At 47.1% G+C, this 21,517-nt stretch carries 23 protein-coding genes; 15 read left to right on the top strand and 8 right to left on the bottom strand.

The window, feature by feature from the left end:
• Positions 1–140 precede the first annotated feature (140 nt).
• The 4 genes from PPA03S_RS11950 (at position 141) to PPA03S_RS11935 (ending at position 4,860) form a co-directional block, all read left to right on the top strand.
• On the top strand, positions 141–698 hold the full coding sequence (locus PPA03S_RS11950; protein ID WP_062323060.1) for an RNA polymerase sigma factor: 558 nt from the start codon (positions 141–143) through the stop codon (positions 696–698).
• Positions 655–2,316: a DUF4179 domain-containing protein gene (locus PPA03S_RS11945; RefSeq protein ID WP_062323058.1), complete on the top strand. Its 1,662-nt coding sequence runs from the start codon at positions 655–657 to the stop codon at positions 2,314–2,316. The genes PPA03S_RS11950 and PPA03S_RS11945 overlap by 44 nt, the downstream gene beginning before the upstream one ends.
• A gap of 492 nt (positions 2,317–2,808) precedes the next feature.
• The gene (locus PPA03S_RS11940) at positions 2,809–3,621 is read left to right on the top strand and encodes a class I SAM-dependent methyltransferase (protein ID WP_062323224.1); all 813 of its coding nucleotides are present in this window, start codon (positions 2,809–2,811) and stop codon (positions 3,619–3,621) included.
• A 174-nt stretch (positions 3,622–3,795) separates the two neighbouring features.
• Entirely contained in the window at positions 3,796–4,860 is a 1,065-nt protein-coding gene (locus PPA03S_RS11935; RefSeq protein WP_062323056.1) for an LLM class flavin-dependent oxidoreductase, read from the top strand.
• Between the two features lie 101 nt (positions 4,861–4,961).
• Here PPA03S_RS11935 and PPA03S_RS11930 read toward each other — a convergent pair whose 3' ends face one another.
• Positions 4,962–5,621 carry a TetR/AcrR family transcriptional regulator gene (locus tag PPA03S_RS11930; protein WP_062323054.1) on the bottom strand — a complete coding sequence of 220 codons (660 nt, stop codon included), beginning with the start codon at positions 5,619–5,621 and terminating at the stop codon, positions 4,962–4,964.
• A 193-nt stretch (positions 5,622–5,814) separates the two neighbouring features.
• Between PPA03S_RS11930 and PPA03S_RS11925 the strand changes: the two genes are divergently transcribed.
• A complete protein-coding gene (locus tag PPA03S_RS11925) occupies positions 5,815–6,624 on the top strand; it encodes an SDR family NAD(P)-dependent oxidoreductase (RefSeq protein ID WP_062323052.1) in 810 nt (269 codons plus the stop codon).
• Between the two features lie 112 nt (positions 6,625–6,736).
• Here the strand turns inward: PPA03S_RS11925 and PPA03S_RS11920 are convergent, their stop codons facing one another.
• The 4 genes from PPA03S_RS11920 to PPA03S_RS11910 all read right to left on the bottom strand — a co-directional run bounded on the left by PPA03S_RS11920 (position 6,737) and on the right by PPA03S_RS11910 (position 8,074).
• The gene (locus PPA03S_RS11920) at positions 6,737–7,096 is read right to left on the bottom strand and encodes a VWA domain-containing protein (protein WP_082704115.1); all 360 of its coding nucleotides are present in this window, start codon (positions 7,094–7,096) and stop codon (positions 6,737–6,739) included.
• On the bottom strand, positions 7,008–7,298 hold the full coding sequence (locus PPA03S_RS11915) for a TerD family protein (protein ID WP_062323048.1): 291 nt from the start codon (positions 7,296–7,298) through the stop codon (positions 7,008–7,010). Before PPA03S_RS11915 ends, PPA03S_RS11920 begins: the two co-directional genes overlap by 89 nt.
• Before the next feature lie 139 nt (positions 7,299–7,437).
• On the bottom strand, positions 7,438–7,521 hold the full coding sequence (locus PPA03S_RS34360) for a hypothetical protein (protein ID WP_167666017.1): 84 nt from the start codon (positions 7,519–7,521) through the stop codon (positions 7,438–7,440).
• Between the two features lie 85 nt (positions 7,522–7,606).
• The gene (locus PPA03S_RS11910) at positions 7,607–8,074 is read right to left on the bottom strand and encodes a DUF4385 domain-containing protein (protein WP_062323046.1); all 468 of its coding nucleotides are present in this window, start codon (positions 8,072–8,074) and stop codon (positions 7,607–7,609) included.
• Between the two features lie 115 nt (positions 8,075–8,189).
• Between PPA03S_RS11910 and PPA03S_RS11905 the strand changes: the two genes are divergently transcribed.
• The 4 genes from PPA03S_RS11905 (at position 8,190) to PPA03S_RS11895 (ending at position 11,778) form a co-directional block, all read left to right on the top strand.
• Positions 8,190–8,657 carry a YfbM family protein gene (locus tag PPA03S_RS11905; RefSeq protein ID WP_062323044.1) on the top strand — a complete coding sequence of 156 codons (468 nt, stop codon included), beginning with the start codon at positions 8,190–8,192 and terminating at the stop codon, positions 8,655–8,657.
• A 97-nt stretch (positions 8,658–8,754) separates the two neighbouring features.
• Positions 8,755–8,892 (top strand): hypothetical protein, encoded by a 138-nt coding sequence (locus tag PPA03S_RS32815; protein ID WP_157284105.1) that lies wholly within the window; start codon positions 8,755–8,757, stop codon positions 8,890–8,892.
• Positions 8,893–9,103: 211 nt separating this feature from the next.
• Positions 9,104–10,609, top strand: a complete 1,506-nt coding sequence (locus PPA03S_RS11900) for a copper amine oxidase N-terminal domain-containing protein (protein ID WP_245683579.1) — start codon at positions 9,104–9,106, stop codon at positions 10,607–10,609.
• Positions 10,610–10,851: 242 nt separating this feature from the next.
• Complete coding sequence (locus PPA03S_RS11895) at positions 10,852–11,778, top strand: GNAT family N-acetyltransferase (RefSeq protein WP_062323042.1); 927 nt, start codon at positions 10,852–10,854, stop codon at positions 11,776–11,778.
• Between the two features lie 124 nt (positions 11,779–11,902).
• On the opposite strand, the gene PPA03S_RS11890 is transcribed toward PPA03S_RS11895, so the two are convergent.
• Genes PPA03S_RS11890 through pdxR form a run of 3 tightly spaced genes read right to left on the bottom strand, consistent with a single transcriptional unit; the run spans position 11,903 to position 14,742 of the window.
• The gene (locus tag PPA03S_RS11890; RefSeq protein ID WP_068964076.1) at positions 11,903–12,361 is read right to left on the bottom strand and encodes a GNAT family N-acetyltransferase; all 459 of its coding nucleotides are present in this window, start codon (positions 12,359–12,361) and stop codon (positions 11,903–11,905) included.
• The gene (locus tag PPA03S_RS11885; protein ID WP_062323040.1) at positions 12,358–13,278 is read right to left on the bottom strand and encodes a D-alanine--D-alanine ligase; all 921 of its coding nucleotides are present in this window, start codon (positions 13,276–13,278) and stop codon (positions 12,358–12,360) included. The genes PPA03S_RS11890 and PPA03S_RS11885 overlap by 4 nt, the downstream gene beginning before the upstream one ends.
• A 12-nt stretch (positions 13,279–13,290) precedes the next feature.
• Complete coding sequence (pdxR, locus tag PPA03S_RS11880; protein WP_062323038.1) at positions 13,291–14,742, bottom strand: MocR-like pyridoxine biosynthesis transcription factor PdxR; 1,452 nt, start codon at positions 14,740–14,742, stop codon at positions 13,291–13,293.
• A 676-nt stretch (positions 14,743–15,418) separates the two neighbouring features.
• On the opposite strand from pdxR, the gene PPA03S_RS11875 reads away from it, so the two are divergent.
• From PPA03S_RS11875 to PPA03S_RS11850, 6 genes are all read left to right on the top strand, one after another.
• On the top strand, positions 15,419–15,775 hold the full coding sequence (locus PPA03S_RS11875) for a nucleotide excision repair endonuclease (protein WP_062323036.1): 357 nt from the start codon (positions 15,419–15,421) through the stop codon (positions 15,773–15,775).
• Positions 15,776–16,054: 279 nt separating this feature from the next.
• Positions 16,055–16,804, top strand: a complete 750-nt coding sequence (locus tag PPA03S_RS11870; RefSeq protein WP_062323034.1) for a Bax inhibitor-1/YccA family protein — start codon at positions 16,055–16,057, stop codon at positions 16,802–16,804.
• 267 nt (positions 16,805–17,071) lie between these two features.
• On the top strand, positions 17,072–18,289 hold the full coding sequence (locus PPA03S_RS11865) for an ABC transporter substrate-binding protein (RefSeq protein WP_062323032.1): 1,218 nt from the start codon (positions 17,072–17,074) through the stop codon (positions 18,287–18,289).
• A gap of 49 nt (positions 18,290–18,338) precedes the next feature.
• Positions 18,339–19,385 carry an ABC transporter substrate-binding protein gene (locus PPA03S_RS11860; RefSeq protein ID WP_082704113.1) on the top strand — a complete coding sequence of 349 codons (1,047 nt, stop codon included), beginning with the start codon at positions 18,339–18,341 and terminating at the stop codon, positions 19,383–19,385.
• Between the two features lie 301 nt (positions 19,386–19,686).
• Positions 19,687–20,547: an alpha/beta hydrolase gene (locus PPA03S_RS11855; protein ID WP_062323030.1), complete on the top strand. Its 861-nt coding sequence runs from the start codon at positions 19,687–19,689 to the stop codon at positions 20,545–20,547.
• 167 nt (positions 20,548–20,714) lie between these two features.
• On the top strand, positions 20,715–21,500 hold the full coding sequence (locus PPA03S_RS11850; RefSeq protein ID WP_062323028.1) for a 2,3-dihydro-2,3-dihydroxybenzoate dehydrogenase: 786 nt from the start codon (positions 20,715–20,717) through the stop codon (positions 21,498–21,500).
• Positions 21,501–21,517: the final 17 nt, after the last annotated feature.

The raw sequence follows: 21,517 nt of genomic DNA, 5'->3' as shown, positions 1-21,517 counted from the left end.
TAAAGAACGTTCATTTCTGCAATGCTGTGGAAGTGAAGGTTCTTTTTTGTTGTGTGAAGAAAGGGTAAGAATGAACCTTTGAAGGATCGGCTTTGTCTATAGATTTGAAAAGGCTGATGCAGAGAAAGGAGGGAAAGCTTTTGAACGAAAAGGAATTGTTTGAGATGTACAACAAGGATGTGTACCGAACTTGTTATTACATGCTCCATCATGCTCAGGATGCAGAAGATGTATGCCACGATGTTTTTATTACGGTGTTTCGTCAGGATTGGCAGAAGGTTGAATACATGAAGACTTGGCTGATGAGAATTACGGTGAATCATTGTCTTAACTTTCTGAAGAAGGAACGCACAGCCAAGCAGCGGGAGAAAAAGCAGTTTATTCTCACTCCTCAACGAAACGTTGATCCGGTTGATACGTTGATCGAGCATGTGGAGGAGTCCGAGGTCTGGGCACAATGGGTTCATGAGCTGCCTGAGAAGATACGTTCAGCGATTCTGCTGCGTTATATGAATGAATTAAGTTTATCCGAAGCTGCAGAGATTCTGGAAGTGCCACTGGGCACGGTGAAATCAAGAGTATATAAGGGAATTCGATTGCTTAGGAAAAAATGGGATCAAGCCAAAAAGCAACATCAGAAAGGGGAAATGTATAGTGAAACATACGGAAAATCTGTTGTCTCGTCATCTGAAAAATGATGCAGATATTCGCTATCCCGATTTCGATGCCATGTGGGATCAGATTCGACAGGATCAGGAGCGCTGCCCTGAACTTCATGTATCAGAGAATAAAGCATATGTGCCACAACACTTCAAATGGAAAAAGACTGCACTGATCGGAACCGCTGCAGTTATTCTCATGGCGACGCCGGTATATGCAGCAGTCCACTATAATTGGGGTGATCTTTTAAATCACCGCAGTGGTATCCAGAATGCCATACAAAAGGAGCTTGGACAGAAACTGAATCAGTCCGTGACAGTAAAAGGGGTAACATTAACTCTGGATACAGCCTTTTCCGATGATAATCGCACGGTTATTTTGTATACGCTGGACCCTGGTAAGTATAAAGGTGATACCGTAAGATTCCCTTCTATTGGCCTGCGGGATGAGAGCGGCAAGCTAATTGAAGGGAGATACTACCATGTTCCTGATCAGACTGATGGCAAGTTTAAAGGGTATTTTGAGACAGAGTGGACGACATCAGGAAAAGAAGCGAATGTTGACTTCACGGTAGGCGGAATCCAAATATTGGCTCCGGAAGAAAAAGAAATCACCCTAGATCTTTCTCAGCAGCAATCACAGGTGTTCAATATCAACAAGGATGGTTTGGGTAAACTTGTAGTTAGCGCATTTAACGAGAAGGAAAATAAGATGATGTTGTCTACATCATTAACCTTTGATCAGCCGGAGGTTCGTGATTATGCTTTTCCGTATTTAAAGGTATACGATCAGAAAGGACAGATTTTGGAGGAGAATGCACCGAGCATAAATGGAAAGCCAGGAGAACATGGTGAATATATATCGGAACAGTTCTATAACCTGGAGAAGTTGAAGCAACAAGCAGCAAGTTATGTACTGGCTTACAGTAAAGAAGAAGGCAAAATGGACCAATCACTGGATATTGGTATACGTCTGGATAAAACAGAGATGCTTAGTGGTACGAGTAAAAGAGTGCTGAATATCCCTCTGGATCAGCAATCGGATGAAGTGATCGTTAAGGAAGCCATCATTACACCTACCCAAATCAGGGTGACCCTTGCTCATGATGAACCGTTCTGGCAACTACCCTATTTGAGATACACACTTGGTGTGAATGGCGCTCAGCTAGATGGAGGAGTGTGGCTGTCAGAGGATTCGAAGCATGAAGCGGAACTACGTTTTGAAGTGAGCGCTGGTCTGGAAATCAATCCAGATACACCAATGACCCTTTATGCCCAGCACAAAGTCAATTATTTTGAGGGTGAATTTGAGCCAGTTACGTTATCCGCGATTAGTGAGAAACCACAGTACCTTGATTCAAATCTGGGCGGTTCTATCATCCATTGGACATACTACCGCAAGGACGGTGATTTGTACGTGGAGAGATATAGTGACGATCTGCGTTTTGGTGGAATTAATCAGACCTATACGATCCAGAAGGGAAAACGAAGCTATGGTACTCCAGCCAAAACTCAATTTGCCGGTGACGGAAAAAACCTGGGCATTGATCGGTATAATGATTACACATCGGATACGGCAACCATATATCCTTGGATGTACAGCACAGAAGAACCGGAGCGTGAAGTAGCTGTGCAACTGGAAGAGAAACAGAAGTAGAGCTCTTTAATGTAATTGGGGAGAAAAGCCCAGTAACTTATTGGAAAATAAGAATTGACAGGAAATATTTAGGAGTACTATACTGATTAAAATTTAACAGTTTAAACGCAATGATCAGGAGCAGTAAGGATCAAGGTTTGGTCCAGAGAACTGTCGCTATGGTGCAAGGCAGTCCAACCTTCCCCCAACTCACCTGTGAGCAGCAGAATCGAACTGTAGTTACGTGAGTATCGCCATTGTTCAGCGCACGAAAGGGCTGGATGTTGATAATGATGCTATACGCTGACTTCATGTAGATCCTGACGGTTAACCTCCGTCATCAGGTCCTGAGATGCCATGGCAGGACAGGTTGGAACGCAAGTTGTATCCAATCCTGTTCATGGATCAAGAAGAGTGGTACCGCGAAGGTCAGACCTGTCGCCTCTTAGTTGAGGTGGCAGGTTTTTGTTTTTTTATATGGCCCTAATGTTGAGAAAAGGCAGGTGCAGAATGATGGAAAGATCACGTGTAATTGAGTATTATTCCAGATTTGACGAGTGGGGGAGGTTGGACCGGGAACCGCTGGAGTTCATCATTAACATGCATTATATCCGAGAGTCACTCCCGGCAACCGGACTTGTGCTGGACAATGGCGCAGGACCAGGCAAGTATGCGATGGAGCTTGCCAGGCTCGGATACCGTGTCACGCTGTCAGACCTGACTCCGGCATCTGTGGATATGGCTCGACAGAAGGCAGAGGAATTGGACTTAACGCGGCAGTTTGATGGATTTCATGTATTGGATGCGACCCATCTGAACGGCATTGCAGATGAGACATATGATGCTTCACTGATGTTGGGACCGTTATATCATTTGCAGAACGAAGAAGAGCGAGTAGCTGCGGTGCGGGAGCTGCATCGGGTCACCAAGCCGGGAGGAACTGTGTTTGTAGCGATGCAGAGCCGGATGCGAATGGGCATTAATTCTTTGCAATTCCCACAGCAATGGAAGCCGCATGACCACATGGAAGCTATCCGGTCTTTTGTGGAAAAGGGGACATTCGACCATCCGGATCAAGGACGGTTTACAGGAGCGTACTATTTCAACATTCAGGATATTAACCCATTTATGGAGCGGCACGGATTCGAAACGGTAGACCTGATTGGATCTTCCAGTCTGAGAGCTATGCTCACAGAAGAGCAGCAGCAGTATTGGAAAGAACGCGGGGAATACGATGAGTTGATCCAGTATATGATTGAGTCGGCCAAAGACCCGTCGATATTGGGAATTTCGTCTCATCTGCTGTACATTGGTAGAAAGAAATAATCATGAAATTATTGTATTTTGAGAAGAATATATCACGAAAGTGCCCTCTGGGAAACAGGGGGCACTTGTATTTTTCCTCAAAATAGTTCAATATTAAGATAAATAACAAAAGGTGATCTACTTACAATTGGTTAGATGCAGATCGGATCGCTTTATAACAGGGAGGAACAGAGAATGGAAATCGGAATCAGTACTTTTGTGGAGACGAACCCAGATGTAAATACAGGAGAACTTATAAGTCATGCGCAACGTATTCGCGACGTCGTTGAAGAGATTGTTTTGGCAGATCAGGTGGGGCTGGATGTATATGGTGTGGGAGAACATCATCGTGCCGACTATGCCGCTTCATCACCAGCTGTCATTCTGGCCGCAGCAGCTTCACAGACCCAACGCATTCGCCTAACCAGCGCTGTAACGGTGCTATCTTCGGCTGACCCGGTACGGGTATTTCAGGATTTTGCAACACTGGATGGTATTTCGAATGGGCGTGCAGAAATTATGGCAGGACGGGGTTCATTTATTGAATCCTTCCCTTTGTTCGGCTACGATCTGAACGACTACGATGAACTATTCGATGAGAAACTGGATTTGCTGCTCAAACTGCGCGATTCGGAAAAAGTAACCTGGGAAGGCAAGCACCGTCCTTCCTTTAACAATCTGGGCATTTACCCACGTCCGGTACAGGAGAAGCTGCCCGTATGGATCGGCAGTGGTGGTAACCAGGAATCGGTTGTCCGCGCAGGTCTGCTTGGATTACCGCTTGTGCTCGCCATTATTGGTGGTCGCCCTGTTCAATTCGCACCACTGGTGGAGTTGTACAAAAAAGCAGCCGCACACGCGGGGCATGATGCTTCCAAGCTGACTGTGGCTTCCCACTCGCATGGGTTCATTGCGGATACAACCGATGAAGCGGTAGAGAAATTCTTCCCTCCAGCTCAGGCTGTAATGAATATGTTGGGCCGTGAACGCGGCTGGGGACACTATAGCCGTGCAACCTTTGACGCGGCACGCAGTCTGGAAGGCGCACTGTATGTGGGTGATGTGGATACCGTGGCGCAGAAGATTATCTACCTGCGCAAAGAAGTCGGTATCACACGCTTCATGTTACACACTCCCCTCGGTACGATGCCGCATGAAGAAGTGATGAGAGCGATTGAACTGCTCGGCAAAGAGGTGGCCCCGAAAGTCCGCGCTGAAATCTCGCGTTGGGAAGCTGAGAACGAGCCGCACGTTAATTGACACTGGTAACCCCTTATATATCTAATTAAAGAAGGAGCAGGTCCTTCATCCAATGGAGATGAAGTGCCTGCTTCTTCTTTCGTTTCCTTGTCAGTTAGGGCTTAGCCATTCGAAGATACCCCAACAAGGGAGAGAATGACCATGGACAACGTATGATCATATAGCCTTTTGGCGGCTTCTTCGCTCTCAATATGGCCTCCCAGGTATAGATGAATGACACCATGCAAGGGCGCCCAGATCATACGGACAGCAAGTAGGGGGTCATTCTCCTGAAGCATTTTCTGCTCAATCGCAGCCACAACCAGAGCCGTAATTTGTTTAAGAGCTGTCGCTGTTCCTTGCAGACTCTCTGCATCCGGTTTGAATTCTGCAAATGAACCGCCAAACATGAGCTGATAGAAGCTGGATTGTGTAATCCCGAAATCCCAGTAGGCATAAGCGAGATCGCGAAAATAATCCTCGAATGAGGCTTGGTGAGGTACAGATTCAAACGATTGGGACAGGAGGGTGCATCCCTCCAGGTACAAGTATTTGGCTAACCCTTCTTTCTTGCCGAAGAGGTTATATATAATTTTGGTCGAGCATTCCATTCGTTCTGCCACTCTTCGAACTGTGACGGCTTCGGGACCGTGCTCCTGCAACAAGGCTGCAGCAGCATGCACAATATTTTGGCGCAGGTTTTCGGAGTGCTGGAGTCTGGCTTCCTGAAAGGTAGTGACCGTGTGTGCGGGTTCTTTGGAACCCGAATTGTGATCTTTCATCTATCTCATCCTCTTACATCCATATTGTTGTTTAACGGAAACCTTGTTTCTTATGGTCATTCTACTGTTTTAAGCAGGAAATCGTCAAATTCTCTAAAGCAGTTGACAGGAAGAAGGTAAAAGAGTACGATGATTCCATTAGGAAACAGTGTTTCTGATAAAAAACAATTGTTCAAAAAAGGATGGATGAGATATGAAGCAGGTTCAAAATCAATGGGTACTCATTACGGGGGCTTCTTCAGGAATTGGGCAAACCTTTGCCTTGGAAATGGCGTCAAAAGGAAAACATGTGGTCTTGGTGGCCCGATCGGAGTCCAAATTGCGTCAACTGGCAGAACGTATTGAAAGAACGTATCAAGTCAAGACAGAAGTGATTGTAGCGGATCTATCCCAATCGGATGCACCACAACACGTTTATGAGGAGTGTATGAATCGGGGCATACAGGTCAATGTATTAATCAACAATGCGGGATTTGCGACGCATGGAATGTTTGAGCAGGTGGATGGTTTGAGGCAGCAGGAAGAGATTATGCTGAATGTACTCGCAGTCATGAACATGACCCATCTTTTCCTGCCAGGCATGCTGCAAAAGCGGAGCGGTACCATCATTAACGTCTCTTCTACGGCTGCTTTTCAACCTGATCCATACATGGCTGTATATGGGGCCACGAAATCTTTCGTGCTTTCGTTTACAGAGGCGTTGTATGAAGAGAATCGGAAACGGGGCGTGCAGTTTCTGGCTCTATGTCCCGGTTCGACCGAAACCTCGTTCTTTGATGTCGTAGGAGCCGAAGAGGCCTCGGTAGGCAAACGGGATACGCCTGAGCATGTTGTGGAAGTGGCGATGAAGGCACTGGAGTCAGGCAAACCTTATGCTGTGCCGGGTGCCTCCAATTACTGGACGGCCCAGTTAGCCCGCCTTATGCCACGCAGACAAATGCTGGGCATCGTAGGGGGCATGCTTCGACCTCGTCCGAAAAATGCCAAGCCGCAAAAGGCATAGGTTTAGCTGTGCCAAATCCAAAGACGCTGCCAGTGGGAATTTGGCAGCGTCTCTAAAAGCAAAGAGAACTTTTCGATTAAATATATGACTTGTTGTGAAGCAAACGGATGGTTTAGGCAAGAATACCTTTGGAACGTGCTTCCTTGATCCAATCCGGAAACTCGCTAAGGAGCCGATCATATAATTCTTCATCGCTGATCTTGGATATATCATCCAGAGCAAAAAAGTTGGCGTTATCAATGAAACGTCCAGACATGTCATCAAGCTTTTCCAGAATACCGTAATTTGCTTGTCCCAGGCCAACGAATTGCCAGAACAAATTTTGGTATGAACTTTCGGTAATAAGCCGCATAATTTTCCCCTTTTGACTAACTCCACCATCGCTAAAAAAATAATATAAGTGGGAATCCGCACATTCGTATGTAATTTGTTGTGAACCTGCTCTTATCAATAGCTTGGCATTTTTGTACATCGGCGAATGTGCCCTCCGCGTCAAGCGTAGCGGTAAAAACACATTTTTCTACAGGAGCTTGGCGTAATTTGCGGGTATCCAGCACGAAGGTTGACTTGAGACCCTCTGCATGTTGGAGAACAACGCTCTGATGGGGATCACTATTCTGATTATAAAAAACAAAATAATCGTCCGAGGGAACGTGTCCCCCTTCATTAACCATAAAACAGCTTGCATCCAGAGCGGTGGGTGCTGAAGCACATTGAATGGTTACGTGAATCTAGGCCGCTTCATTGATGTTGGCATTTTGGCCTGTGTTTAGATGAATGATGGGATCTGTCTGATACGTTAATTCCTCCCACTCAATCTTGTGCAGATGCGGTCTCACCAGAAGTATACACAGCCTCCATCGTGACAAGTTGATCTCCTTGAAACTGGGTGGGAATGGAGAAGGTGTCTAAGTAAGGTAAACAAAAGGCAGAGTAAAGCGGCGGCTAGGTGGGTTCATGAGGACTCCTTTGGATGGGTGTGTTACGGCTTGTTCTCCGACTCGTACTTTTCCCGATGTTCCTGCTTCATTTTCACATAATCCACATCCGTTTTGGCGATCTCCCATTGGGCTTTGAAGATGGCTGCAGCCTCTGCCTTCACTTTATCGTTCTGGTAAGGCAGGATGGAGCCGTCCTCCTTCGAGTATTTGCGTCCACCTTTATGATTCGTATACCGCCTTGCCCGCGTATAGCCCATTTGCAGAAACTTGCGCGCCATATCCATACCGACAAAGTCATCCTTTTTCTTATACTCCAAAAATAGTTCATAGATCTTCTGCGAGGATTCTGTCGCAATTTCAGGTGTTTTGAACAGCCAGTGCGGTAAGATTTCGCTTTTGTAGGGCTCCACCATTAATACCCCTTGCTCTCCCCGGCCAACGGTATACAGCTCGGGCTGTTTGCGCAGATCAAGCTCATCGTAATTGAGGCTATAATCAAACTTTTTCATGGAATTTGTGCCTCCTTGTAAGTTTTGTTCCTTTTCACCTCTTTACCCCGATTCTTGTACAACTTGCACGGTTAATGGGAAAGAAGAGAAGTAAATGCGTAGGAGGGATACGGGTATGGGCATGTCCGGCAGATATCTTGTTGTGACCAAAGAATTAATTGAATCCATCAAATCAGGGGAAGTCAGTGTACATGATTGTTCGGTCGAGCTGGATATCGATAAAATGTGGCAGATGCTTCAGTTTACGTTGACTGGTGAAGTGGTAGAGGGGCAGCCTCCGCTGGGATATGTGGTCCCTATGGCAGGTGAACAATATATAGGCAATTATTCAGATATGGATCTGTTCCTCCTGACCAACGAACAGGTCCTTGAGGCGTACATGGCGTTAGAACAGCTGACACCTGAGGAATTGAAGAAACGGTTTAGCCTGGAGCAAATGGTGGCTGAGGGCGTTTATCCTGTCATGGATGATTGGGACGCAGAGGAGACATTCCAGGAAATCGTTCAGACACTGGACGAGGTTCAGGCTTTATATCAGGCAACTGCTGCAAGCGGGAACGGGATTGTCTTTTATATTTTCTAAGTTCCTGTCTCCGTCTGTTTAATTCGTCATCATTCCGGTTATGGATAGAAACGAGGGCATATTTGCCTAAAATCCGGTAGAAGAGAGGGAATACGATATGACACAGGACCAGAATGAAGAGAACAAGGCCATTCAGGATGACGAACCGGATCAATTCGAGTCCCCTGCAAGGGCCGATGGCGAAGAAGCGCATGAGAACAGCGACAGCGAGGCAGAGGGCAAAGAACAAGAGTAAACCTACTGTTGATGATTGCATCAAGCATAGTGCGATTGAACCCAATGGCGATACATGTTGAAAAATAATGTCAATCAGAGGTCGGACAGCTGTCCGGCCTTTTTTTGGACTTTATTTGTCGATCCGGTTTACAACAATTACCTGTAACCCTCATAATAGGAGTGAACCACATTTTTCCTAAGGAGGAGATCGTATCAAAAATCACAAGCTATTGAAGTGGATTGCCGTACCACTCGTTTTAATGATGGTTGCGCTTACGGGATGTCAGGCCGTAGGTGGCGTAGATATTGGCAAAGCTGTTGCCAACAGTACAACCGTCAAATCCGGTGAATCCAAACAGTCCATGCATATAAAAGTTGAACCTGCAGCAAACCTCGTCGAAGAGGATGCGCTTCAAATGATCGAACTCATTAATTCCGTTTCATTGGATATTGAAGATGCCAAAGTGAAGGACTCCAGCACGGCATCTATCAAAGGTACACTGAGTATGCAAGGAAAGAAATTGCCTTTCCATCTGTCGATGGATAAATCGGAAATGGTCATTGATGTAGACGGAGCGCAAAAGCCTCTATACATATCTTTGGCGGATAACACGCTTCCTATGCTAGATACGAAGGCGTTGGAGAAGCAGATCGAGGAGCTTTCCCCGAAACTGCTGAACTTTGCGCTGAAGCATCTGTCCAACCCGAAAAATATTTCTCTAACTCCGGTACAGGAATCGGTTAACGGTGAATCACTCAGCCTCTCCAAGCTGCATGTGGAGATCAGTGGGGAAGAGCTTCTTGCCATGGTTAAACCGTTTCTGACCAGTGTTGCTCAGGATGAACAAGGGCTCAAGGACCTGATTGGGGATCTGTATGATGTGTTCTATCCTATCATGGTTACAATCAACTCGGTTGATCCTGGCGACGGCAGTGCCCTGCCTTCTACTATTAGCGAATCACGGGATACTGAGATTGCTTCATTGTATGAAATGATTAAGGGTGGTCTTGATGAGATTCTTGCCAATTACGACAAGGAACTAGACAACTTGTTAACCGAAACGCCTGAACTGAAGACGGTATTCGGAACAGAGACCAAGCTCAAATTGGACTTTTATCTCGATAGCGCATTGAATATCCGTAAACAGAACTATGATTTCAAAGTAGCGCTGCCTGCTTCTGAAGATCTGCCGATCAAATCGGTATCCGTATACGGTGACAGCGAACTGTGGAATATTGGCGGACCGGTGACTGTGGATACCGTCGACAAAACGGACGGTGCAATCGATCTGATGCAGGGAGATATCACGCCAGGTCAGATGCTGCGTAATTTTGATTCCAATTCACTTATGTATCAGCTGTTGAAAGATGAAGCGGGCATTACGCGTAAAAATGTCATGCTGTATCCGAACGACGAATCCTATGGCGCAATCACCGTTAAAAATACAACATTTGTTCCTCTGCGCTATCTGTCCGAGGAATTGGATGCTGAAGTAAAATGGACCAAAGGATCGGAGAAAATCGTTGTCATTGACGATATCACCGGCAATGAGATTGTCCTGACTGTAGGTTCCAAGAAGGCAACCGTTGCAGGCAAGGAAGTAACGATGGTTGAACCTGCCTTTGTAGGCAAAAACGGCAAAACCTATGTTCCGCTGCGCTTTATGGCAGAATCTCTTGGGGCATCCGTGGATAACGAAAAAGAAACAGGCTGGATTTTCATCGACCGGCCATAAGTAAGGTTTATAGTTAAGCTTTAGTATGAGAGGGGATTTCAGAGCATGCCAGATTTCTCGTAATGATGATGAAAGAACACTGAAAAATTTCCGTTAGACCATTAACGGGATACGTGTGTCCTTTTTGACCCATTATGAGGAGCTTCGGCGTTTCTGAAATGATGAAACGTATCGGGGGGTACCTCTATTGGAGGTGCTCCTCTTTGTCGTGTCATCCAAAATAATCCCCAGAGGTGTTGTAGATGAAAAAAAGTCAATTAAAGAACATCCAATTGCGGCGTGCTCAACAAGATGACGCGGTTATACTGACAGACATATGCCGTCGCGCCTTTGATCATGCGATTAGGGTATGGGCTAAGGGTGAGACAGAGCTGGACAGCAACCTTTGCCCACCGGGGTATTCGTCTGTTCGCATGCACAGTTACGTGATCCGCGAATGGGACTATTACGTTATCGAATGGGATGGAGGCGCCATTGGTGGAGTCAGTGTTCAAGTATTGGGAAGCAGGCAAGCGAGGCTGGATAAAATCTTTATTGATCCCGTCTGTCATGGTCGGGGCATAGGCTCACAGGTCATCGGACTTATTGAGGCCGAATTCCCGGAGATTGGGATATGGAAGCTGGAGACCTCGGGAAGACAGCGGGATAATCATCATTTTTATGAGAAAATGGGTTATGTCCGTCTCTACGAGTCTGAAGCTGAATTTGGATATGAGAAGATCATAATGGCTGAGTCTGTAATCCAGCTCCCATCGGAGGAATTATCCAACGATACGGGTGAGTCAACTATTGAATTTTACCAGGCTGATCTGGATTCAGTTCGTTTCAGTACCAGCAATCTGGCTAAAAGCCGGATGACCGATTGCAACCTGAGTGGAAGCAAATTCACCAATCTGAATATGACCGATATATTACTGGCTGATTTGCGTTTAACGAATAGTAACATTGAATTCTGTGCTTTGGATGGCGTTCATTTTCAGGACACGCATCTCGGTCCAGACAGAGTGCCCATGCGTTGGGAACATTGTGATCTCAAAGGCAGTCAGTTCAATGACTGTGATCTATCTGGCGTACAGTTGGAGCAGTGTCAGGTGGAAGGGATGAAGATCAATGGAGTGGCTATAGAGGAGTTACTCGCTGCGTATGAGTCCATAAAAGCCACAAGATAAATGTACAATAGCAAACTAGATGATAACGCCCGTTTCCGGCCTTTGTGCCGGAAACGGGCGTTTTTGTGGTTACCCTGTAAAGAATGGTGAATTCCATCGGGAAGCCGTCATGATGTCATCAGCGTCAGTTATGTTGCAAAGCCTGAGGCTTTTTGCTAAACCCGGTACTTCCCGCAATAAAGCCCATCTGTTGGTAAAATTTATGCGCAGCTTCACGATCCGGGCGATTGCCGCTGTTCAGGGACAAGGAGTCCACGCCATGAGTGGCTGCCCATTGCTCCGCTTCCAAAATAAGCTGACGACCTATGCCGGTGCCTCTGAACTGGTCATGCACGATCAGAGCCAGGATGCGGCAATGTCGTCCGTTCTTTTCATACAGGTAAGATGTCTGTAACCCAATTAATCCAACGACACGGCCACGGACTTCGGCAACCAAAGTTGCAAAATTTGAATCCGCAGCGATGTGCGAATAACGCTCCTTCATCTCGGCATACGTGGTTGGGTAACCGAGTTGATCCATAAGAATGACCATATCCTGCAGATCTTCAGGGGAACTGTTACGGATCGATACATTTAGACTCATGATCGCGTTGCCTCCTTTTGACGTTCTTTTAACGAGAGATCGATGATGGAATCCAGCAGACTGGCAAAGGACATACCTGCTGCGGCTGCACTTTTGGGCAGCAGGCTGTTTCGGGTAAGGCCCGGCAGCGTATTCACTTCAAGCACGTAGGGCATGCCGTCCCGGATCATCATGTCTACACGGGCATACACGCTGCATTTTAATACCCGGTAACAGGTGAGTGCCGCAGCTTCTACACGTTTATGCAAATCCGCAGGCAGCTGTACGACCTGCTCCTCAGCACCGCCATCATTATATTTGGAGGTGTAATCGAAAAAATCGGCATTTGAACGAATCGAGATTACGGGGAGCATCTGACCATCCAGAATGGCGCAGGTAATCTCCTCGCCTTCAATATATTGTTCAATCATGACGACTTCGTCCCAAACAAGAGCCGCTTCTACAGCTGCATGAAGAGCCGAGGATTCCTGTACCACTTGCGTGCCGATGCTGGAACCGCCCGAATTAGGCTTCACGACAACAGGATACGTTAATTGCTGCACAGCAGCTGATGACAATTCATCCAAACTGCTCACCTGAAGCCATTCGCCAGTAGGTACGCCCGCATGCTGAATGAGCCTTTTGGACATATCTTTGTCCATGCATACACTGCTTGCGAGTACGCCACAGCCTGTATACGGAACGCCAAGCGACTCCAACGTGCCCTGAATGGTACCATCCTCCCCGTATTTACCATGCAGAGCGAGCAGTGCGACATCCAGTCCCGCCGCTTTTTCAATAAGATCCCGTTTGCTGTTGATCTCGACCGGAATAACCTCATACTTCTGTCCATCCAGATGGTTGATCATCTCCTGTCCGGTGAGCAGGGAAATATCCCGCTCCGAAGATGTGCCACCCATAATCACGCCAACCTTCATGTGTTATCCTCCTCATCTCATTTGAGCAATGGTTTCGCCAATGATACGAATGCCTTTGCGAATGTTCTCATCGCTGACCCGGGAGAAGCCCAGACGCATCGTATGTTCTCCTTGCCCGGATTCAAGGTAGAAGGTATCCCCAGGCATGAAAGTAACACCCTTCGCCTTGCAAGCCGCTAGCAGTTCTCTCGTTCGGTATTCCGGTGGAAATTGTACGAACAGATGCAGTCCGCCTTCGCCGGAGATCCGGCACATCGGCAGATGCTGCCGCAAGCAGCGGACGACCAGCTCATATTTTCGCTTATATTCCGTACGGGCCCGCTTCAGATATTTCTCGAAATTGCCGTTGCTCAGATATTGATAGAGCAGGGACTGGTCCAGCGTCGAGGTATGAATGCTGCGCGCCCGCTTCATGCTTTCCAGATAATCAATCAATGCTGCATCCGCAATGACCCAACCCACCCGCAGCCCTGGAAACAGCACCTTGGAGAAGCTGCCCAGATACACGAGTCCATTCCCTTTGCCCACACTGGCAATCAGAGGAGAGACGTGGGAACCGGAATACCGCAGTTCCTCGTTAAAGCCGTCTTCAATAATCGGCACATGGTACTGGTTCATCAACCGAATAATCTCGGCACGTTTGGCAGGTGATGTCACGATCCCGGTTGGATTGTGATAGGAGGGCACGAGATAGGCCAGATCATACGGGTTTGCTGCAAGTTCCCGTTCCAGCTGCCGCAGATTCAGGCCATCTGGCTCCATATCGACACCGGTGAGCTGAAATTGATGAAGCCTCAGATTTTTGACGGCGGTATGATGTGTCGGGTTTTCACACAGGGCCCTGCCACTTTTTTTGCGCAGTGCACCCAGAACCAAATCAAAACCTTCCGTAAATCCATTGGTGATCAGAATATCCTTGCCGCTTAGGTCGACACCCTTATTTTCCATATAACGCAACAGATACTTCATCAGAGGCCTGTAGCCTTGCGCATATCCGTAATTCAGCAGCACTTCGCCTTCAAGTGACATTCGGTCGAGGAAGGCTCTTTTTACATTGTGCATGTCGAACAGCTTCTCATCCGGCGCGATGCTGGTAAAAGAAATCTCACCACGCTCCGAGCCGGAGCCATGTTTCATCAGATCATACTGTTCCGCCTGGATTGCGTAATCACTGACACGTTCGTTCCAGTCCAGCTGCCACCCGGATGAAGTCTCAGGTGTATCAATGGTGGAACTGACATAATTGCCTTTGCCTTTGACCGCGTAAATCAGCCCTTCCTCCTCAAGTTCGGCATAGGCCAGCAGAATCGTGCTGCGGCTTACTTTCATGAGTGTGCTGAGTTCACGGGTGGAAGGAAGCTTTTGTTTGGCTTGCAGGCCGCCTTTGAGCATCAATCGCTTCATATAATCTTTGACTTGTATATATACAGGGCGGTCCTCCGTCAATTGCAGATCGGAATACATCCCATCACTCCCTTGTATGCTATCTTGTCATATTATAACCCCCGCAGAAAGAACCACGATACCTCTGTTTCCTTGCGGGAGTGGTTGGTTGTTTGCGCAAACGTAAAAAAGCCCTGGCATCAAGCCGGGCTGGGGTGAAACGTGATCCATCTTTTATAGTTCTGCTGCTATAACGTTCTAGGTTAGTGTTGCATGACTAGTCTCTCTAGGATCGATAGCTATCTGTCCTTCTACGTGTGTCTATTTACTCTCGTACGGCTATAATTGCAGGCTTTCTAAGTGAATCCATTTCTACTGTGACTTCAGTTAAATATCTAGGATCTTTCTACGTTTGCTTGCTGCAAGGGTCGAATAGATGATGAATCGTAAAGCTACAGGTCTGGGTTCTTGCTAACTGTAATCCTGTCGTGCGCACGTAACAGAATTCAGTATGAAAAAGATCATCAATCATAGGGTACAATAGACGGAAGTAGATATAAAGACATATGTCTTAGTGCCCAAATTCTTCCTCATACCCCTATAGTACCACTTTGAATCAGGGAAGTTAACCTTTTTTTTGAAATATTTGTCGTAATAGTTGAAAAAAGCGTGAATTGTGCGTCATATAGAATGAAATGGTGTCCTTATGGGATATATGATAGGATGTAAACCTATAGATAATGAGGAAGTGAGCCTATTGATTAATATTACTGTGCCAACACCAGATGTCACCATCACCAAGCAGGCTGATCCACAGCTTAGCCACATTTACGGATTCACCGATTTCCATCTGATTACACGGGAAAAAGGCGGTATCTTTATGTTTTACAATGCCGCTGGTGAATTGTTATTTGTCGGGAAAGCACGAAAATTAAGACCGCGCATCAAGAAGCATTTTGAAGATACTGTATCACCCATGAAGTCACATCGCGAGGAAGTGACCACCATCGAAGTGTGTGTTATTGAAGATCCGGTTGATCGCGAAATTTACGAGACCTATATCATTAACACGATGCGTGCGAAATACAATGTAGACAAAGTGCTGTACAAATAAGTTTCTCCAATATTGCCCCAGAGCGATAAGAACCGGAATCCGATGATAGAATGTGCAGAATAAAGTGAAAAGCATTCTTCGCAACGTTTGGGACATATAGCCTATACCTTGCGTCAACAGACAAGGATGTGATCTGCGGATTGCATCCCACGTCTGCTTAGAAGCATTAGAATTTTTATTTTTCAATATGCAATTTAATATGTAATTCGTAGAATGGCCAATGTAGAACGTAGAGATGGTAGTACAGGATGAACCAAATACATAGAAGAGGTGATTGTTTTGATCGGACGCAGCGGTAACCCAACACTCAAAGATAGTACATTTGAAAACTCCAGCGGGTATGGAGATGATCGGTATCAAACTAGAATGACGATCAACGGTACGGTAAACAAGGCGTTTATTACGCTGATCATCCTGCTGGGCAGTGCATTTGCAACCTGGATGATGTTCTTCAATGGGCAGGAAGTGCTTCCTCTCGCATACGGAGGGGCAATCGCCGGATTTATCCTCGCATTGATTATTTCGTTCAAGCCTGTTTCGGCGCCTTACCTTGTACCGATCTATGCGGTCGCAGAAGGGCTGTTTCTGGGTGCGCTCTCAGCTGCGTATGAGTCGTTGTACAATGGCATTACGTTGCAGGCTGCTTTACTGACCATGGCAGTATTCATCGCGCTGCTGACGGCATACAAGACAAGACTGATCAAAGCTACGGAGAACTTCAAGCTGGGTGTTGTAGCTGCAACCGGGGGCATCATGATTATGTATCTCCTGAGTTTTGTACTTGGTTTCTTCGGTATTACCGTTCCTTATCTGCATGACAATAGCCTGATCGGAATTGGCATTTCTGTCGTAATCGTCATTGTGGCCGCGTTGAATCTGGTGCTTGATTTTGATTTTATTGAAAGTGGTGCCGACAACGGTGCTCCGAAATATATGGAGTGGTACGGTGCTTTCGGATTAATGGTTACGCTGGTATGGCTGTATATTGAGATTATCCGTCTGCTTGGCAAGCTGCGGAGCCGGGATTAATTCACTTCAACTTTTCAAATCCAATCATGCAATTCATCATCAAAAGCTAACTCATGCTCAAGCATGCAGTTAGCTTTTTCGGCGTTTATTGGATAGTCTTAACATCGGACTGTGTCCGTTTTTTCATATATGAATTGACTGAATGGAAAAGAATGTGATATTTTAATTGATAATGATTATCATTTTCGTTAAAGCGATATAGTAATGGCTTTAATTCACTGTACATCTCATATCAAACCGATCAAGCAGATCGAAAGGAGTGGCCTTATGTTACTGGAAAATGATTCGCAGACCTCTGCGCACTTGCCCGTTTCCGGCCGCAGTCCCAAGACGGATCTTGCCAAGGCAAAAGCATATATGGACGAGCACTACGACGAACCATTGTCGATTGCCGATCTCGCCCACAGAGCCAATATCAGTGCGAAATATTTCGTGGATCTGTTCAAAAAGACCTATGGACAGAGTGCAATGGAATATCTGACTGATCTTCGCATCAATCGGGCCAAACGATATCTGAAAGAAACAGGGTACAAACTTCGTGAAATCGCGCTGAGGGTAGGCTATAGCGATGAGTATTATTTTAGCCGCAAATTTAAAAAGGAAGTAGGCGTATCTCCTTCGGATTATGCCAAAAATGCGAGAAAACGCATCGCCACCTGCTCCTCCAGCATCATTGGACAGCTTCTGGCGCTTAATGTCATGCCTGTCGCTGCGCCGATTGATCCCAAATGGACCGCTTATTATTATAACGCGCACCGTACAGAGATTCAGTCACACTTGAGACTGACAGATCCGTATACCAGCTTGAGATTTGAAGCCAACGTGGAACGACTGGTTCATATTCGGCCGGACGCTGTTGTGGGTACGGATCAGATCAGTGATCAGAATCAGGCCAAGCTGGCTGAGATTGCACCTTGTTGTTTTGTGCCGAAGTATCACTTGGATTGGCGTGCACAGTTACGCATGATTGCCGCTTTTCTGGAGAGGGAAGAACAGGCGGAACAATGGATCAGTGTATACAACCAACGAGTCCAGAAGGCGCGCGATTCCGTACAGCAGAAAGTGGGCCGGGAGAAGGTCATCGTTGTCCGAGTGTACGGGCAGCATCTATATCTATATCGTAATCCGGGTATTGAAGAGGTCTTGTACAATAATGGTTTACGGCTCGATACGTTCCCTGATGTTCAGGCCAACACGCCGTTAACATTGGAACAGCTGGCTTCGCTAAATCCGGATCGGATTCTCGTTATGGTGTGCCCTGAGGCAGCCTCGCGGGCATACTGGCTCAGCTTACAACATTCGCCTTTGTGGCGTCAGCTTAAGGCAGTAAGGCAATATCAGATTCATCTGATTACAGGTGATCCCTGGTTCGACTACTCCGCCGTAGGCGTGATGCGTATGCTGGATGAAGCTCTGCTGATTTTCACGGGATATTGTCCAAATGTATATCTGGATAACGTCCATGGTGATTCCCGGGCAACATGACATATAATCCATCTATCTAAATGAGAATGTTTATCAAGGGGGATATGTCATGTTTCAACAGAAAAAAGGTAACGGACACCGTTCGGGTCGTCCACTTCGACGTGCGGGGTTTTCGACGCTGCTCATGCTGGTATTGATTACGGGTCTGCTGTCTGCCTGTGGTACCAAATCAGAAAATGCGGGAGAAGCACAGAAAGAGCAGCCAACAACGGAGGCATCGACCACGGCATCATCTGGAACGTCAGTGGCAGAAGATGCAAAGGAAGAAACTACAGGTGAACGAACGGTAAAAGATGACTTGGGACATGATGTACTCGTTCCTGAGCATACAGAGCGTGTCTTTGCACCGTACCTGGAGGATTCTCTGCTGACACTGGGTGTTAAACCGGTAGCGCAATGGGCGAGCGGAACGCAAGGACATGTCTATCTTCAGGATCAGTTAAGCGGGGTGCCTACCTTGGATTTCTCCAGTGGACTGCCTTCCCCTGAAGCATTGATGGCATACAATCCGGATTTTATTATTCTGCACACGGCCCAATATGCGGAGAATGGAGTATATGAAAGTTACTCCAAAATTGCACCCACTTACGTATTTACGAACGCTTCAGGGGATGTCGAGAAGTCTTTGCAGGTGATTGGTGATCTGCTGGGCAAAAAAGCGGAGGCCGAAAAAGCTATTGAGACGTATCATGCGAAGGTTGAAGCAGCCAAGGCTGAGCTTGCCAAAGTTACCGAAGGCAAGAAAGCAGCGATCATTCGTTTTGCCCCTCGCGGGATCAGCATGATGGGCGGTAACTATTTTAGTGGTTATGTGGTATATCAGCAATTGGGGCTGGGTAAGCCTGCACTAGTGCAAACGGAGAACAGCGCAACGGTGTCTACCGAGGTGCTCCCTGAGATTGATGCCGACTTTATTTTCACGGTGGAACAGGGTCCGGGGAGCATGAAAGAACTGACGGATACGAAAGTATGGAATAGCATGCCTGCGGTTAAGGCAGGACATGTGTACGCTGTAGAGCCTGCTCCGTGGCTGGGCGGTGGATTGATCGCTTATGGTCATGTCATCGACGACACATTGAAGGCGTTAACGCAATAATCCAATTTCCACTGATGTATTGACTTTAATAGAAGAAGCACAGCTCCTCACGGAACACCAGAAACCGGACATGAATCCAGCGTTTCCGGTAATCTGTGGGGAGTTTTTGGTTTATACACGAGTAACCAAGTCAGTTACAGAAATGTGGAAATATGGAGATAATCAAAATCATTTCTGGATATCGTCCATGGGACAGCCGGATGGACTCTCTTATAATTGGTAATGAGAATCAATCTCAAATAAAACATGTAGTTCAGTATTCAACTTATATACGCAGAACAACGAGGAGGAACCATCTGTAATGACGTTTCAGCCCAAGCAACCCGCATCTGGCACTCTTGAACATATCGCACGCCGTACCGTACAGATTCCACGCGCCGAGCAATGGACCATGACATCACGCAACGGCAATCATGCCTATCAGATCATGGTATTCCAACCGGCAGAAGCGCCACCGCCTTCGGGATATCCGGTGATCTATCTGCTGGATGCCAACTCGGTGTTTGGCACGATGGTGGAAGCCGTTCGTGTACAGGGCCGCAGACCGGAGAAGACTGGAGCCCTGCCAGCCATTATTGTTGGCATCGGGTATCCAACAGCAGGTCCCTTTTCACCGCACCGTTACTATGACTTTACCCCGCAGGCCACAACGGAATATACCCAGAAGTCGGATGGAACCCCTTTGCCGGAACAGGGCGGGGCCGATGAGTTCTTGCAGTTTATTGAAGAAGAGCTGAAGCCGGATATGGAACAGCAGTTCCAGATCGACCGGAGTAGACAGGCTATTTTTGGCCATTCCCTTGGTGGATTGTTCGTGCTGCATACGCTGTTCAAGAAACCGGAAGCTTTTCATTATTACATTGCGGGAAGTCCTTCGCTTCACTGGAATCAGAACGTCATGCAGGCGGAGGAACAGGAATTTGTCGCACGGCTGGAGCATCATCCCGTGAATGTTAAGGTGTGGATTGGCATGGGGGAACAGGAGAAGACGCATCCAGCGCGCAACAATGATAAAGCTTCGAGTCTTACAGAACGGTTATCTGCGCTGAATCAGCCGGGTCTGGACATTAAATATACCGAGTTTGAAGAAGAGAACCATGTATCCGTATTGCCGTTTCTGATTAGTCGTACGATGCGTTTTGCCTGCAGCCCGGAGTCGTAGGAGGAAAGAGACAGAGCATTTTTCAATCAGAGGGATTGGTATGGGAGATTGGGCGAAAGACAAGCGGACAGAAATGTTACGGATTTACGGATGGTCCAATCAGGTTCAGCAGGCTAATATATCTCTCCAACAGGAGAGGGGAGCAGTAATGCAAGGGAGGAACAAGAGTGAGTTACACAGGGATTGATGGAAAAGTAGCCGTAGTCACCGGTGCTGCGCAAGGCATTGGTGAAGCCGTGGCGAGACTGCTTGCCGAGCAGGGCGCTATTATTGCGGCTGTCGACATACGAGAAGATCCGTTGAATCAACTGGTCACAGATCTGCATAGTCGGGGTCATCGGGCAGCAGCCTGTCCTGTGGACATAACTAATCGTCAAGCCGTCGAAATTGCAATCCAGCGTATTGAGGAGACATTTGGCCCGATTGGCATTTTGGTGAATGCAGCAGGTGTGCTATACACGGGGGCTGTGAGTGATCTCCGCGATGAAGAATGGACAAGAACTTTTGACGTGAATATACATGGTGTATTTTACATGTCACGTGCTGTAGTGCGATACATGGCTGAACGTCATTCGGGGGCGATCGTTACTGTCGGTTCGAATGCTTCTGGCGTGCCCCGGATGCACATGTCTGCCTACGTAGCCTCCAAAGCGGCTTCAACTATGTTCACCAAATGTTTGGCGCTTGAATACGCCGCAGAACATATCCGCTGTAACATTGTCTCTCCAGGTTCGACGGATACCGATATGCAGCGTGCCTTGTGGGCGGATGAGCAGGGAGCACAGGCCGTTATCGCAGGTTCTCCGCAAGCATATCGACTGGGCATACCACTGAACAGGCTGGCGCTGCCATCGGATATAGCGGATAGTGTGCTTTTTTTGGTATCGGATCAGGCGAGACATATTACGATGCATAACTTGTGTGTGGACGGAGGCGCCACGCTGGGTGCCTGAATCAAGATAAGGAGATG

Source organism: Paenibacillus pabuli NBRC 13638, assembly GCF_001514495.1.
GTDB classification, from domain to species: Bacteria; Bacillota; Bacilli; order Paenibacillales; family Paenibacillaceae; genus Paenibacillus; species Paenibacillus pabuli.
This window is presented reverse-complemented; position numbering and strand designations above follow the sequence as displayed.

Coding starts and splice junctions, on each gene's coding strand:
- PPA03S_RS11940 (WP_062323224.1), top strand. CDS start 2,809: ATGGAAAGATCACGTGTAATTGAGTATTATTCCAGATTTGACGAGTGG.
- PPA03S_RS11935 (WP_062323056.1), top strand. CDS start 3,796: ATGGAAATCGGAATCAGTACTTTTGTGGAGACGAACCCAGATGTAAAT.
- PPA03S_RS11930 (WP_062323054.1), bottom strand. CDS start 5,621: ATGAAAGATCACAATTCGGGTTCCAAAGAACCCGCACACACGGTCACT.
- PPA03S_RS11925 (WP_062323052.1), top strand. CDS start 5,815: ATGAAGCAGGTTCAAAATCAATGGGTACTCATTACGGGGGCTTCTTCA.
- PPA03S_RS11920 (WP_082704115.1), bottom strand. CDS start 7,096: ATGTACAAAAATGCCAAGCTATTGATAAGAGCAGGTTCACAACAAATT.
- PPA03S_RS11915 (WP_062323048.1), bottom strand. CDS start 7,298: ATGGTTAATGAAGGGGGACACGTTCCCTCGGACGATTATTTTGTTTTT.
- PPA03S_RS11910 (WP_062323046.1), bottom strand. CDS start 8,074: ATGAAAAAGTTTGATTATAGCCTCAATTACGATGAGCTTGATCTGCGC.
- PPA03S_RS11905 (WP_062323044.1), top strand. CDS start 8,190: ATGGGCATGTCCGGCAGATATCTTGTTGTGACCAAAGAATTAATTGAA.
- PPA03S_RS32815 (WP_157284105.1), top strand. CDS start 8,755: ATGACACAGGACCAGAATGAAGAGAACAAGGCCATTCAGGATGACGAA.
- PPA03S_RS11895 (WP_062323042.1), top strand. CDS start 10,852: ATGAAAAAAAGTCAATTAAAGAACATCCAATTGCGGCGTGCTCAACAA.
- PPA03S_RS11890 (WP_068964076.1), bottom strand. CDS start 12,361: ATGAGTCTAAATGTATCGATCCGTAACAGTTCCCCTGAAGATCTGCAG.
- PPA03S_RS11885 (WP_062323040.1), bottom strand. CDS start 13,278: ATGAAGGTTGGCGTGATTATGGGTGGCACATCTTCGGAGCGGGATATT.
- pdxR (WP_062323038.1), bottom strand. CDS start 14,742: ATGTATTCCGATCTGCAATTGACGGAGGACCGCCCTGTATATATACAA.
- PPA03S_RS11865 (WP_062323032.1), top strand. CDS start 17,072: ATGTTACTGGAAAATGATTCGCAGACCTCTGCGCACTTGCCCGTTTCC.
- PPA03S_RS11860 (WP_082704113.1), top strand. CDS start 18,339: ATGTTTCAACAGAAAAAAGGTAACGGACACCGTTCGGGTCGTCCACTT.
- PPA03S_RS11855 (WP_062323030.1), top strand. CDS start 19,687: ATGACGTTTCAGCCCAAGCAACCCGCATCTGGCACTCTTGAACATATC.